The 14,363-nt window shown below is 63.4% G+C and carries 11 protein-coding genes; 6 read left to right on the top strand and 5 right to left on the bottom strand.

The features are described 5' to 3' along the window. Positions 1-97: 97 nt before the first annotated feature. On the bottom strand, positions 98-1,873 hold the full coding sequence (locus tag ACKAMS_RS27395) for a DEAD/DEAH box helicase (protein ID WP_003945121.1): 1,776 nt from the start codon (positions 1,871-1,873) through the stop codon (positions 98-100). Positions 1,874-1,975: 102 nt separating this feature from the next. Here ACKAMS_RS27395 and ACKAMS_RS27390 point away from each other — a divergent pair, with 102 nt between their 5' ends. From ACKAMS_RS27390 to ACKAMS_RS27375, 4 genes are all read left to right on the top strand, one after another. Beyond that, positions 1,976-2,803, top strand: coding sequence for a carbon-nitrogen hydrolase family protein (locus ACKAMS_RS27390; protein ID WP_020908425.1), 828 nt, complete (start codon positions 1,976-1,978; stop codon positions 2,801-2,803). 55 nt (positions 2,804-2,858) lie between these two features. Next, positions 2,859-3,485, top strand: a complete 627-nt coding sequence (locus tag ACKAMS_RS27385) for a phosphoribosyltransferase (protein WP_024487772.1) — start codon at positions 2,859-2,861, stop codon at positions 3,483-3,485. A 126-nt stretch (positions 3,486-3,611) separates the two neighbouring features. After that, the gene (locus tag ACKAMS_RS27380) at positions 3,612-4,310 is read left to right on the top strand and encodes a hypothetical protein (RefSeq protein ID WP_029255787.1); all 699 of its coding nucleotides are present in this window, start codon (positions 3,612-3,614) and stop codon (positions 4,308-4,310) included. Between the two features lie 139 nt (positions 4,311-4,449). Next, on the top strand, positions 4,450-6,237 hold the full coding sequence (locus tag ACKAMS_RS27375; RefSeq protein WP_019749307.1) for a long-chain fatty acid--CoA ligase: 1,788 nt from the start codon (positions 4,450-4,452) through the stop codon (positions 6,235-6,237). Between the two features lie 56 nt (positions 6,238-6,293). Here the strand turns inward: ACKAMS_RS27375 and ACKAMS_RS27370 are convergent, their stop codons facing one another. The 3 genes from ACKAMS_RS27370 to ACKAMS_RS27360 form a co-directional block, all read right to left on the bottom strand. Beyond that, complete coding sequence (locus ACKAMS_RS27370; RefSeq protein WP_232816901.1) at positions 6,294-7,280, bottom strand: NAD-dependent epimerase/dehydratase family protein; 987 nt, start codon at positions 7,278-7,280, stop codon at positions 6,294-6,296. A gap of 88 nt (positions 7,281-7,368) precedes the next feature. Continuing rightward, positions 7,369-8,739 (bottom strand): FAD-binding oxidoreductase, encoded by a 1,371-nt coding sequence (locus ACKAMS_RS27365; protein ID WP_097387143.1) that lies wholly within the window; start codon positions 8,737-8,739, stop codon positions 7,369-7,371. After that, positions 8,736-9,437, bottom strand: a complete 702-nt coding sequence (locus ACKAMS_RS27360; protein ID WP_019749310.1) for a FadR/GntR family transcriptional regulator — start codon at positions 9,435-9,437, stop codon at positions 8,736-8,738. The genes ACKAMS_RS27365 and ACKAMS_RS27360 overlap by 4 nt, the downstream gene beginning before the upstream one ends. A 92-nt stretch (positions 9,438-9,529) precedes the next feature. Between ACKAMS_RS27360 and ACKAMS_RS27355 the strand changes: the two genes are divergently transcribed. Next, a complete protein-coding gene (locus tag ACKAMS_RS27355) occupies positions 9,530-10,147 on the top strand; it encodes a cysteine hydrolase family protein (RefSeq protein ID WP_020908430.1) in 618 nt (205 codons plus the stop codon). A 5-nt stretch (positions 10,148-10,152) separates the two neighbouring features. Here ACKAMS_RS27355 and ACKAMS_RS27350 read toward each other — a convergent pair whose 3' ends face one another. Further along, positions 10,153-10,794, bottom strand: a complete 642-nt coding sequence (locus ACKAMS_RS27350) for an alpha/beta hydrolase (RefSeq protein WP_020970182.1) — start codon at positions 10,792-10,794, stop codon at positions 10,153-10,155. A gap of 83 nt (positions 10,795-10,877) precedes the next feature. On the opposite strand from ACKAMS_RS27350, the gene ACKAMS_RS27345 reads away from it, so the two are divergent. Continuing rightward, positions 10,878-14,321, top strand: a complete 3,444-nt coding sequence (locus tag ACKAMS_RS27345) for a TM0106 family RecB-like putative nuclease (protein WP_408989839.1) — start codon at positions 10,878-10,880, stop codon at positions 14,319-14,321. Positions 14,322-14,363 lie beyond the last annotated feature (42 nt).

The raw sequence follows: 14,363 nt of genomic DNA, 5'->3' as shown, positions 1-14,363 counted from the left end.
GCGCAGCGCCTTGCCCTCCACACAGAAAACAGGCGCTGTCCTCCTCGCGGAGGGCAGCGCCTGTTTCAGTCTTTATGTCAGTCGTTGAAGCTGTAGGTCAGTCGTTGTAGCGATCGCGTCCGCCACCGCGGCGGTCGTCACGTCCACCGCGATCGTCCCGGCCACCACGGTCGCCACGGCCACTCGGACGTCCCTGCGGCGGGCCGAAATCAGGCTGCAGCTGGATCAGGACGCCGGAGATGCGTGTGCGACGCAAAGCTTCGAGAGTCTCGTTGGAGAGGTCGGCCGGCAGCTCGACGATGCTGTGATCCGGGCGAATGCTGATGTGCCCGAAGTCGCTTCGACGAAGTCCACCCTCGTTGGCGATGGCACCGACGATGGCACCCGGAACGACGCGGTGACGCTTGCCGACTGCAATGCGGTATGCAGCCAACTCCTGGCCCTCGGGTCCACGCGAGCGAGGAGCCGGGCCGTCGTCGAAACGACGAGGGGGACGCGGTTCACGCGGCTCGCGCTCACGACGCGGCGGTGCCGGCGGCTCGGGAGAAAGCAAGAATGCTTCGCCGTCGCGCGACTGCAATGCCAGAGCGGCAGCGATGTCGATGAGCGGAACATCGTGTTCCTGGTCGTAGTCCTCGATCATCTTGCGGAACATCGCGAGATTCTCCGAGGCCAGGCTCTCGGTGATGGAGTCACCGAACTTGGCCACGCGCTGGGCGTTGACGTCGTCCACACTGGGAAGCTGCATCTCCGCAAGCGGCTGACGCGTCGCCTTCTCGATGGACTTGAGCAGATGACGCTCACGCGGAGCGACGAACAGCAACGCGTCACCCTGACGACCGGCGCGGCCGGTACGACCGATGCGGTGAACGTACGACTCCGTGTCATGCGGGATGTCGTAGTTGACGACGTGGGAGATTCGATCGACGTCGAGGCCTCGAGCGGCAACGTCGGTCGCGACAAGGATGTCGAGGGCGCCGTTCTTGAGCTGACCGATGGTCCGCTCACGCTGTGCCTGGACGATGTCGCCGTTGATCGCGGCAGCCGAGTGCCCGCGGGCCCGCAGCTTCTCCGCCAGGTCTTCGGTGGCCTGCTTGGTACGGACGAAGATGATCATCGCCTCGAATGCCTCGACCTCGAGGACTCGGGTCAGTGCATCGAGCTTGCGCTGATGAGCAACCTGAATGTAGCGCTGCGTGATGTTCGAGGCGGTCGACGTCTTGGACTTGACGGTGATCTCGACCGGATTGTTCAGGTACTGCTTCGAGATCCGGCGAATCGAGCCGGGCATCGTTGCGGAGAACAGGGCGACCTGCTTGTCGCCGGGGGTGTCGCGGAGGATGCGCTCGACGTCCTCCTGGAACCCCATCTTGAGCATCTCGTCGGCCTCGTCGAGAACGAGGTACTTGAGATTGGTCAGATCCAGGGTGCCCTTTTCGAGATGGTCGATGACACGACCCGGGGTACCGACGACGACGTGTGCGCCGCGGCGCAGGCCCGACAGCTGGACGCCGTAGCTCTGGCCACCGTAGATCGGCAGCACGTTGAGTCCGGGGATGTGCGCGGAGTACTTGCCGAATGCCTCGGCAACCTGAAGCGCCAGCTCACGCGTGGGAGCAAGCACCAGCGCCTGGGTCTGCTTGATCGACGTGTCGATCCGCGACAGGACTGGAACTGCGAAAGCTGCGGTCTTGCCGGTACCGGTCTGTGCGAGACCGACGACGTCCTTGCCTTCGAGCAGCGGCGGAATGGTGGCAGCCTGAATGGGCGAGGGCGACTCGTAGCCCACGTCTGACAGTGCCTTCAGTACCCGATCATCGATGTCGAGGTCGGCAAATGTTGGGGGTTCGGGGTCACGCTCAATATCACTCATTTGACCAGCAGTTTAGCGGATAGAGTATAGACACGACGACATACCGGGGGTGCATTTACGACAGATCCACCCTCCCAGCGGGTTTCGCCTAGCGTATGGAGCATGACCGAAGCCACCGTTGCCACCCCCGCCCAGACCGTTGTCGCGATTGCCCAATTCGCCCCGGGGACGGACAAGAAAGCCAACCTCGAATCACTGCGATCACTGGCTTCCGATGCAGCAGCACGGGGCGCGAAAGTTGTCGTGGCGCCGGAATACTCGATGTTCACCGCACCGAAGACGGATGAACGACTGATCGAGTCCGCGGAGGACCTGGACGGCGAATTCGGTTCGGCACTGGCGGCGGTCGCCGCGGAGTTCGGAATCTTCCTCGTAGCGGGAATGAACGAGCGGATCGACGACGTGAGCAGAATCTCCAACACCCTCGTCGCGATGGACCCGAACGGCGAACTGGTGGCGACCTACCGGAAGCTGCATCTCTACGACGCATTCGGTTACCAGGAGTCGGCCGTGATCCGTGCCGGCGACATCACGGAACCGCAGACATTCGGGTGCGACGGCCTGACCTTCGGCCTCCAGACCTGCTACGACCTGCGCTTCCCGGAAGTCACCCGGCGCATCGTCGACGTCGGCGCGGACATCCTGCTCCTGCCCGCCCAGTGGGTGCCCGGGCCACTCAAGGAAGACCACTGGACCACTCTCGTACGCGCCCGGGCCATCGAGAACACGATGTACATCGCAGCGGCTGACCAGAGCGCGCGCGGCGGCGCGGGTGCCAGCATGATCGTCGACCCGATGGGCGTCGTGATGTGTTCACTGGGCGAGCAGGTCGGGGTTGCCGCCGCGACTGTTTCGGCCGCTCGCATCGCCGAAGTACGCGAGAAGAATCCCGCTCTCGCGCTGCGGAGGTTCACAGTCTCGTCGCGGTGACCTGCAGCGGGTAGCGTCGAACAGGTCGGGGTTCGAGCTTCTCGAGGACAACGCAGTGACCCAGTATCGGGATCGATCTTCCGCCGGCAAATTTCTGGCCGGGCGGCTCGAGTCTTTGCGTCTCGACAAGCCTGTCGTTCTCGGACTCCCACGCGGCGGAGTACCGGTCGCAGCCGAGGTGGCTGCGGCACTGAACGCTCCGCTGGACATCGTAGTGGTGCGCAAGCTCGGCAGTCCGTACAACCCGGAACTGGCGATGGGCGCCATCGGTGAGGGTGGCGTGCGGGTCCTCAATCACGACGTCATCGCAGCGGTTCGCGTCTCGAAAAGTGAACTCGTCGCCGTCGAACGCGACGAACGAACCGAATTGGAACGGCGAGCGCGGCTCCTGCGCGAGGGACGGACCCCGGTTTCCCTCCACGGACGCACAGCAGTGATCGTCGACGACGGAATGGCCACGGGTGCGAGTGCCGCCGTTGCCTGCCGCTGCGCGCGCACCGCGGGTGCTGCATCCGTCATCGTCGCTGTCCCAGTTGCCTCCCCTGAAGCAATGAGAGTGATCGCGTGCTCAGCCGATCGGGTCGTCTGCCCCTTCGTTCCTGCCCTGCTGGGCGGCGTCGGTGCTGCATTCGAGGACTTTCATCAACTCAGCGACGACGAAGTGCTGACCTTCCTCGCCTGAGAGGACACCCCTCCAGCCTGAGCGCAGTCCAAGAGATCTCTGAGAATTTGTGATGTGTGCAACATTTCGCTCCTCGGTGCCGATAGCCCAAATGGAACAAAAAGAATTCGGCTTTCTGGAGGAACCGTGACCATCTCGACCGATACCGTCGACGCCGTCGCAGCTGCGTGCCGTGACCGCCTGGGCGACCCTTCCGCCTGGGTTGCGTCAGACGCTTATCGACAGAGCCTCGCCCTGTGCATCATCGAATCCGTTCAGTCCACGTCGGGCCACAGCGAAGTGACCGTCGTAGATCGCTACCTGGCCTACCGGAAAGCCCGCGAAGACAAACCCGTCACGGACGGCGCACGCGAACTACTCCGCACCTTCGAGGAAGCCGGGAGTTCGGACCAGTGGGCAGGCAAGATCGGCTCGTACAAGCGTCGCTACACGGCGACGGGTGTCCCGATCGAGGCACGTCACATCCAACAGGTCGCCGAGAAACTCCATCATTTGCGGATCAACAGCGTCGAGGACCTGCTCTCTGCTGCCGATTCCGACAACGCTCTCGATGCGGTTCACCTTGCCTGGGTGGACGCCTGCGGAGACGGTTCCGAAGTGACCTGGGCACACCTGTTGATGTTGGCCGGAATTCCACACACCGATCTGGGTACCGCTGCCGACACGTTCATAAGCGCAACACTCGGCACCACCGAGTTGTCAGGAGACACCTCGGAGATCCTTGCAGCTACTGCAGAGCAACTCGGAGTGGATCCGGACCGATTGGACTACGCAATTCGCCGGTGGTTGTCCGTGCACGGCCGCATGCTCCAACACGTCGCCTGAGTACCTGTAAACAGGCGGTCACACTAAACTGCAGGTCAGCGCCCGACCAGTTCTACCGAATAGTAACGACAGTGCAAAATGACGACTAATGTGATGCAATGCACATCAGAAATGTCAGTAGTCACTGGAGGGGTCAATAGTGCGCGAGTTCTCAGTTCCACAGTCGTTCTCAATTCCGGAGAACGTATCCATGGCCGACTCCGTGTTCCGTCACGCCGAAGAAGACCCCACATTCGTGCCGTTCAAGAGGCCGTCGAACGGTGGATGGGTCGACGTCACTGCAGCTGAATTCGCGAAGCAGGTCTCCGCAGTTGCCAAGGGCCTGATCGCTTCGGGCGTCGAGCTCGGCGACCGCGTCGCTATCCTGTCAGCAACTCGCTACGAGTGGGTCGTTCTCGACTACGCCATCTGGACTGCCGGCGGATGCACCGTCGCGATCTACGAGACCTCCTCCCCTGATCAGGCGCAGTGGATCCTCGAGGATTCCGCGACAACACTTCTGGTCGTCGAAACGGCCAAGCACGCGGAGACTCACAAGGAAGTCACCGACGGTGCAGAAGCCCTCCGCGAGGTTCTGGTCATCGAGTCAGGTGCTATCGACGAGCTGTCCAGTCGCGGTTCGGCAATCACCGATGAAGAACTGCACACTCGTCGTCACCAGGTCACCGCTGCCTCGCCCGCGACCCTGATCTACACCTCCGGAACCACCGGACGCCCCAAGGGTGTCCAGCTGACGCACTCCAACTTCTACGCCGAGTCCAACGCCTGCCGCCTGGCGATGCCGGAGTCGATGGTCCCCGGCAAGAAGACGCTGATGTTCCTGCCGCTCGCCCACGTATTCGCGCGAGCGATCTCCTTCGGCGCTTTCGACGCCAAGGTCACCGTCGCCCACACGTCGGATCTGACGACGCTCCTCGAGCAGTTCGCCGGTTTCAAGCCCAACTTCATCCTCTCGGTACCGCGCGTGTTCGAGAAGGTGTACAACTCGGCTCGCCAGAAGGCAGTCGACGGCGGTAAGGGCAGCATCTTCGACAAGGCTGCCGCCACTGCCATCGAATACAGCGAGTCCCTCGAAAAGGGTGGCCCCGGGCTGGCACTCAAGCTCAAGCATGCGGTATTCGACAAGCTCGTCTACTCGAAGTTGCGCGCAGCTCTGGGCGGCGAGTGCGAGCGTGCAGTCTCCGGTGGCGCAGCCCTCGGCGCGCGTCTCGGCCACTACTTCCGCGGCGTCGGCATCCCGATCTACGAGGGCTACGGACTCACCGAGACCAGCGCCGCAATCACCGTCAACACCTCGAGCGCGCAGCGCGTCGGCACCGTCGGCAAGCCGATCAACGGCCATGCAGCACGGATCGCCGAGGACGGCGAACTCCTCCTGCAGGGCCCGGTCGTCTTCGCCGGCTACTGGCACAACGACAAGGCGACGGCCGAATCGATCGTCGACGGCTGGTTCCACACCGGCGACCTCGGATCGATCGACAACGAGGGCTACGTCTCCATCACCGGGCGCAAGAAGGAAATCATCGTCACGGCCGGAGGCAAGAACGTCGCACCGGCAGGCCTCGAGGATTCCCTGCGTGCGCACGCTCTGATCAGCCAGTGCCTCGTCGTCGGCGACGGTCAGCCGTTCATCGGTGCACTGATCACCCTCGATCCGGAGACTCTGCCCGGTTGGGTCGAGCGCAACGGCCTGCCCGCCGGCACCGCTATCGCGGATCTGGTGAAGAACGCCGACCTGATCGCCGAGATCGACTCGGCCGTTGCCGACGCGAACAAGAAGGTCTCCAACCCCGAGCAGATCAAGAAGTACACGATCCTCGAGGTCGACTTCACCCAGGAGACCGGTGAATTGACGCCGACGCTCAAGCTCAAGCGCAACATCATTCACGAAGCTCACAAGACCAAGATCAGCGACCTGTACGCCTGATCGATCGTCTTTCCCGAGTCTGGCCCGGTTCGAATGCGAACCGGGCCAGACTCGTTTCACTCTCCGGCGGAGAGTAGTTCCTTTTCGATCTCGGATGGAAGGCCGTGCACCGCACGATCCTCCCGCTGGGTCGGCAGAGTTTCCCGCTGCATCCACTCCCAGGTATCGCGCACGGTGTTTTCGACGGGACGGCACCGCAACCCTGCCCGCGCTGCCTTGGCAGTGTCGGCTTCGAGGAAACCCGCGAACTCGCCCTCTTGCGGGACCCAACACGGCAGTTGTGTCCACGGTTGCGCTCCCGCTGCTGCAAGTCGGTCCTCGTCGATCCACACCAACTCCGCACCCGAACCGGTGGCGTCCACGCACGCCTCGAGGAGCCCGGAGGTAGTGGTGTGCCCGGACGCACTGATGACGTCGTACGTCCCGCTGATTTCGGCCGCCAGTCCGGACAGGACAAACGATGCGATGTCGCGGGCATCGACGTACTGCAACGGTCTGGTCGGCGCTCCGGGAGCAACGACGCGTCCGCCCTCAGCGATGCGCTGCAACCACCACGGCAACCGCCCGATGTCCTCGTGCGGGCCGAGGATCAACCCTGCCCTCGCGAGCAGCGCGTCCGGGAAGGATTCCAGGACAGCGAGTTCGGCCCCGCGTTTGGCGGACGCGTAATCGCTGTTGTCATCGGACGTCGCAGATGCGGCAACCACCGGCGAGCCCTCGTCCACGTGCAAGCCCCATTGGTAGACGGATCCACTGGAGATGTATGCGTACCGGTCGACGTGACCGTGCAAGACGCGTGCATTCTCAGCGACCACTCGGGGGCTACCCGACCAGGTGTCGACGACAAAATCCCATCGACGATCACCGAGCGCCTCAACCATCGCTCGCTGATCGGTGCGATCCGCGAACAGAACCTCCGCGGTAGGTGGTGGCGCTCCGGTGAGCCCCCGATGGAGCACTGTCACTTCCCAGCCCCGTGCCAGGGCGTCGTCGACGAGGGCACGGCCGAGGAACCGTGTTCCTCCGAGAATCAGCAGCTTCATGACGGCCATCGTCACTCGAAAAAGCGTCGTGCAGCAACAAGTTCGTCTGGTAGCGCAATTTCCGACGAGTGAGGGGCGGAAGAAGCGCTCAGATACCCCGTCCGGGATTGAGAATGCTCTTCGGATCGAATGCGGCCTTCACCGCAAGCATCAACTGGCGTTCGGTCTGGCCGACCATGTCTGCCATGTACGGCGCTTTGAGAACCCCGATACCGTGTTCACCGCTGATCGTTCCGCCCAACGCCAGTGCGCCGGCAACGATGTCGTCGAAAGCTCCGCGCGCACGATCCTGCGCTCCCGATTCGGCAGCGTCGAACACGATGGTCGGGTGAAGATTGCCGTCGGCGGCGTGGCCGAAGGTTCCGATCGTGACACCGTGGCGATCGGCCGCTTCACGAATGCATTCCAACATGGACGGCAACGCCGGCACTGGCACCGCGACGTCGTCGAGAAGTACCGTGCCCAACGCCTCGAGAGCTGGCAACGCCATCCGGCGGGCGGCAGTGAACTCTTCACCTTCCACCGGATCGTCGGTGTGGAAAACCTCTCGAGCCCCGGCACTTTCGCACGCCGCGGCGCAGTCCGCTGCCTCGGCGGCCGCCGACCTACCGTCGCACTGGATGAGCAGCATCGCCCCGGCCGATTCGTCCAGCCCCATCTTCGTCAGCCGATTGACCGCGCCGATGGTGACGTCGTCCATCAATTCCATCTGACACGGTTCGGCCACTGCCGACACGGCGAGGACGGCTTCGATCGCGGACTCCGCGGAATCGAAGAAGGCGACGACGGTGGTCGCGGCAGTGGGCGCCGTACGCAACCGCATCGTGGCTTCGACGATGACCGCGAGCGTTCCCTCCGAGCCCACGAGCAGATGTGTCAGGTCCAGCCCCGCAACATTTTTGCGCGTCCGTGCACCGGTACGGATCACACGCCCGTCGGCGAGTACCGCCGTCAGGGCCGCGACGTGATCACCGGTGACGCCGTACTTGGCGCAACAGATGCCGCCTGCATTTGTCGCCAGGTTGCCGCCGATACTCGAGATGGCCCGGCTTCCCGGATCCGGTACGTACCAAAGGCCCTGCTGTGCAGCAGCTTCCGCCAGGTCACCATTGATCACTCCGGGCTCCACCGTGGCGGTGCGCGCGGCAGGATCGATCTCGAGAATGCGATCCATGCCCGCGACGCTCAAGACGATACACCCGTCGAGCGCATTGGCAGCGCCGGCCAACCCGGTACCTGCCCCTCGTGTCACCACCGGAACGGAGAGTTCGTGCGCCACCGTCATAACCGCGACGACGTCGTCGACCGTCTTCGCCTTGACCAGCGCGGCGGGCCTTCCGGCTGCAGTGAGCAGTGATTGATCCCGGACGTACGCGCCCATTCGGTCGGGATCGGTTGTCGCCCTGTCCCCCACCGCTTTCTGCAAGCGTTCACCCAACAGATCGATACTCGTGGTCATTCCGTTCGTCCTTCGTAGAATCCGCGCACATGGCGCTCGACCAAATCGGCGGCCTCGTCAGCTGCGCCGCGCTCGATCGCGTCGGCGATACCCTCGTGCTCGGCCAGCAGTGCGCCGAGCGTGGCCGCCGAGTTCTCGCGCGAGTCCAGTTCGCTCAGCAGGTAGCCGGCGATGCTGTCGCGGAGAACCGTCATGACCAACCCGAACGCCTTGTTCCCGCCCGCTCCGGCGAGCGCAACGTGAAAGTCGACGTCGGCGTCGTGGAATGCGACCGAGTCGTCGGCCCGGGTTGCGATGCGCATTCGCTCGATCGCAGCCCGGGCGTCGTCTGGCACGACGGCGACGGTTCGCAGCGCAGCAGCTTCGAGCAGCACTCGCAATTCGACAAGATCGCCGAGCGGAACCGCGCCCACTTGCAGTGCCGTACTCAGAGCGGTGGCCGCAGAATCGGCGGTGTGCTCGTGCGTCACCCGAGGCCTGGCAGTAGAGGTGGTGTCCGCGCCGGTCAACAATCCCTGTGCTTGCAGGACACGAAGTGCCTCGCGCACCGTCGATCGACCCACCGAGAAGGTCTGCGCGAGTTCCTGTTCGGTCGGCAACGCCTCGCCGACGGGAAGCGAGCCGTCGAGTATGGCAGCACGGATTCTTCCCGACACGGCAAGGCTGAGCGGCATGCGCGACAACGGAGTCGTATCCATGCCGCGACGCTACCACCCCTTGCCTGCTTGTCTGACAAACTGTTTAATTGAGGAGATTCGTGACCCGGACCACAACAGACAAGGTGTCGACCATGACCGACAAGCTCGAATTGGATCCAGCAACCACAGCCGTCGTGCTCATCGAGTACCAGAACGACTTCACCACCGAGGGCGGTGTTCTTCACGAGGCCGTCGCTCCGGTCATGGAATCGAACGGACTCCTCGCGAACACCACTGCGCTGGTCGATGCGGCTCGGGCGGCAGGTGTCACCGTGATGCACGCACCGATCACCTTCGCCGAGGGGTACAACGAAATCACCTCGCATCCGTACGGCATCCTCAAGGGCGTCGTCGACGGCAAGGCTTTCGTGAAGGGTTCCTGGGGAGCTGCGATCGTCGACGAACTCGCCCCGAAAGACGGCGACATCGTCATCGAGGGCAAGCGTGGACTCGACACTTTTGCCAGCACAAACCTCGATTTCATTCTGCGCAGCAAAGGAATTCGCACGATCCTTCTCGGCGGCTTCCTGACCAACTGCTGCGTCGAATCGACCATGCGCACCGGATACGAGAACGGTTACCGGGTCATCACACTCACCGATTGCGTGGCAGGCACTTCGGTCGCCGAACACGAGAACGCGATCACCTACGACTACCCGATGTTCTCGCACCCCGTCACGTCGAAAGAGGTGCTCGGCGCGCTCTCCTGAGAGGACTACCTGGAATGCGCGAGAAGGAATTCACGGCTGACGTTGGTGACACTGGCGTGAACCTTCTCGTGCAGCAGGTCGTGACCGGCGTCCTCGAACTCGCGCATCTCGACGTTGCGCAGCGTCCGCGCCCAGTCCCGGACGGGATCGACCGGGGCGATCCGGTCGTCGGTACCGTGAACGACCAGCACTGGGATGCCCGCGTCGGAGAGTTCCGCCCACCCGTGTTGCTCCACCGCGCTGCGCGGAATGCCGCACAACACGGCGGACGCGAATTCGTGATCGCGATGAGCCAGCACCGTCAGCGCAGTCACGGCACCTAACGAATGACCCATCACCGCCTGCGGAACTTCGGGCAGTTCCGCCAAGGCGATGTCAGCCAGCGCGGCTGCATCGGCAGCAAGATCGGAGAGCGGAGCCCCGACTCCCGGATCACCCTCCGACAAACCGTGCCCGGTGTGATCGATCGCCCACACGTCGATCCCCGACGCCGTCATTGCGCCCGCGAAACGGTGATACTGCCCGCTGTGCTGACCGAGGCCGTGCAGAAAGACCAAAGACACAGTGGGCACTGCGCCCCCTGCCGCCGGCCAATGCCGAAAGTGCACCTGACCGGTTCGTCCGTCGAAGAAGGGCATGCTCGTCATTCTGCACTCTCCTACGGGTATCCGCGGGCGGTGGGCGATTACTGGTGGGTTGCCTTGTCGGTGAGCGATGGCACAATCTCCGTGTGTTCCTACTCGATGATCAGATCGTCTACAGCGCCAGTGACCTCTCGGCCGCGGCCTCGTGCGAGTTCGCACTGTTGCGGCAACTCGACGCCCGAACCGGTCTGATCTCAGCCGAGGCGGCCGAGGCGGATCCGATGCTCGAGCGGACGTCGAGCCTCGGCGACTCGCACGAGCGCGAACAGCTTCAGAAGTTCATCGATCAACACGGAGACGGCGTCGTCGTCATGCCGCGACCGGAACACTCACGCGCAGGCCTGACCGCCGCCACGTTGGCCACCGTCGAGGCAGCCCGATCGGGCGCGCCAGTCATCTATCAGGGAACCTTTTTCGACGGCCGATTCCTCGGGTTCTGCGATTTCCTCGTCCGCGAAGGCAACACCTACGCGGTCTACGACAGCAAGCTCTCCCGGCACGCCAAGGTGTCGGCACTTCTACAACTCGCCGCATACGCGGATGCGTTGGAGCGCAATGCAATTGCCGCCTCCGATCAGGTTCATCTACTGCTCGGCGACGGCAGCACGTCGTCGCACGACATCGGAGACATCGCGCCGGTATTCGCAGCACGCAGAGCTGAACTCGAACGAGTCCTCGACGAGCACCGTGCTGAGGGGAAACCGACACAGTGGCTCGACGATCGGTACCTGCGTTGTGGTCGATGCGACACCTGCAGCGTCGAAGTCGAAAGTCATCGGGACCTGCTGCTGGTTGCGGGCGTCCGCGGCCATCAGCGTGAACAGCTGATCGTCTCGGGGATCACGACAATTGACGAACTCGCCGCGAGCACCGGCCCTGTCGAGGGCATCCGACGGGAAACACTCGACAAACTCCGTGCGCAGGCCGCGGTTCAACTTCGTCAGGAACAATACGGCGACGCCGAATTCGAGGTCTACGAACCCTCGGCGCTCGGCGGACTACCCGTCCCCGACGACGGCGACATCTTCTTCGACTTCGAGGGCGATCCCCTATGGGCCGAGGACGGATCCACCGACTGGGGGTTGGAATACCTTTTCGGTGTGGTCGAAGGGCCGGCGGACGACTACGTGTTCAAGCCGTTCTGGGCACACGATCGCGACGGTGAACGCCAGGCACTCCTCGACTTCCTCGACTACGTCACCGCGCGCCGAGAAGCTCACCCCGGCATGCACATCTATCACTACGCCGCGTACGAGAAATCGGCGCTGTTGCGCTTGGCCGCACGTCACGGTGTCGGCGAGCAAACGGTGGACACGCTGCTCAGCGAGAACGTGCTCGTGGACCTGTACCCGATCGTCCGTGCCTGCCTGCGGATCGGACAACGCTCGTACAGCATCAAGAAACTCGAGCCGCTCTACATGGGTGAGCACGGCCGCGACGGCGACGTGACCAATGCCGCCGCTTCGGTTGTCGCTTATGCCGACTACTGCCAATTGCGCGACGGCGGACAAGCCGACCAGGCCAGGGAACTTCTTCAGGGCATCTCCGACTACAACGAGTACGACTGCGAATCCACTCTGCGCCTGCGCGATTGGCTTGCCGAGCGCGCCGCAGAACACGGCGTCGAACTTCGTGAGCCGACCGGGCAGATCAAGATTCCACTCGAGGAGCTCACCGAATCGGAGATCGCGCTCCGCGAATTCGCAGGACACAAGGCAGGTTCGGCGCGTACCCCCGATCAGCAGGCAGCTGCTCTACTGGCTGCTGCGGTGGGGTACCACAATCGTGAGCGGAAGCCGTACTGGTGGGCCCACTTCGACCGATTGGTCACACCGATCGAAGACCTGGTGGACATCCGCGACGTCATGGTGGTCGAACAGTCCGAAATCGAGGCGGACTGGCACAAGAGCACCCCACGTCAGAAGAAGTTCCGTCGACACATTCAGCTGACCGGAAGTTTCGGCACCGGAACGTCTTTGAGCCCGGGCAGTGATCTGTTCGCTCTCTACGCAACCCCCTCCCCCGATGCTGTTGCCAGCGAGAACCCCACCCAACGCGGCACCAGCAGCGTCAAGGTCACGGCCGTGGTCAAGTCCGAAGGACTCGACGTGGTCACCGTCGAAGAACTGCTCGGCGGTGACGAATACCTCGATGCTCCAGTCGCATTGGCACCTGGTCGTCCGATTCCCACCGGACGCATGGAGAAGTCCATCGCCGCTGCCGCATCCGGCGCCAGCGAGATCCTGCCCGAACTGCCACCCGTAGCAGCGGTCGACATTCTCCGGCGCAGCACCCCGAGGACACGCTCGGGTTCACCGCTCCCGCCCGTCGGCACCGACAACAACTACGCGGACGCCATCACCGCCGCACTTCTCGACCTCGATGATTCCTACGTGGCAGTACAGGGTCCCCCTGGTACGGGCAAGACCTACACGGGTGCTCGTGTCGTCAAGACACTGATCGAACAACATCAGTGGCGAATCGGAGTGGTGGCTCAATCACATTCGGTGGTCGAGAACATGCTCGGCGGCATTCTGAAGGCCGGAGTGGACCCTGCACTGGTCGCGAAGAAGGGCAGCCGCAGCAAGACCGCAGAATGGCAGGACATCGCATCCGAAGAATATGCGGGATTCATCGCCGAGGCCGAAGGCGTCGGCTGCGTCATCGGCGGCACTGCGTGGGACTTCGCGAACACCGATCGTGTTCCAGCGGGCAGCTTGGACCTGCTCGTGGTGGACGAGGCGGGCCAGTTCGCGCTCGCCAACACCATTGCCGTCGCGATTTCCGCGCGAAACCTGTTGCTGCTGGGCGATCCGCAGCAGTTGCCGCAGGTGAGCCAAGGTACTCACCCCGAACCTGTCGACGAATCGGCGCTCGGTTGGCTCGCCGAGGGACACGGCGCACTGCCACCCGAACTCGGCTACTTCCTCGAGAAGACTTGGCGGATGCACCCGGATCTGTGTGCGCCCGTGTCCGCATTGTCGTACGAGGGCAAGCTGCATTCCCAGGAAACCGTGAGTGCGGCAAGAAAACTCGACGGACTCGCTGCCGGAGTGCACACGGTGTTCGTCGATCACCGCGGCAATTCCACGTACTCCCCGGAAGAGTCCCACGAAATCGTTCGCCAGATCCAGGGCCTTCTCGGTACGCCATGGACCGATCCGAGCGAGTTCGAGGGAACCCGGCCCCTGGAGCAGTCGGACATCCTCGTGGTCGCGGCATACAACGCCCAGGTCGGTACCGTCGAGCGCGATCTCACCGAAGCCGGTCTCACGGAGGTCGAGGTCGGGACCGTCGACAAGTTCCAGGGCCGCGAGGCCGCGGTGGCAATCGTGTCGATGGCCGCATCTGCCGTCGAGGACGTCCCGCGAGGAATGTCGTTCCTTCTGTCGCGGAACCGCCTCAATGTTGCTGTCTCCCGCGGCAAGTGGTGCGCGATCATCGTCCGATCACACGCGTTGACGCAGTACATGCCGAGCACGCCCGCAGGATTGGTGGAGCTGGGCGCGTTCATGAGGTTGACGAGCTAGCCAAATATTTTCACACCCAAACGCTGCCCTACCCGAAGCACT

Origin of the sequence: Rhodococcus sp. 5A-K4, assembly GCF_046097995.1 — a bacterium.
Taxonomy (GTDB): Bacteria; Actinomycetota; Actinomycetes; order Mycobacteriales; family Mycobacteriaceae; genus Rhodococcus_F; species Rhodococcus_F erythropolis.
The sequence above is the reverse complement of the archived record's forward strand: the minus strand, read 5'-3'. Positions and strand labels throughout refer to the sequence as shown.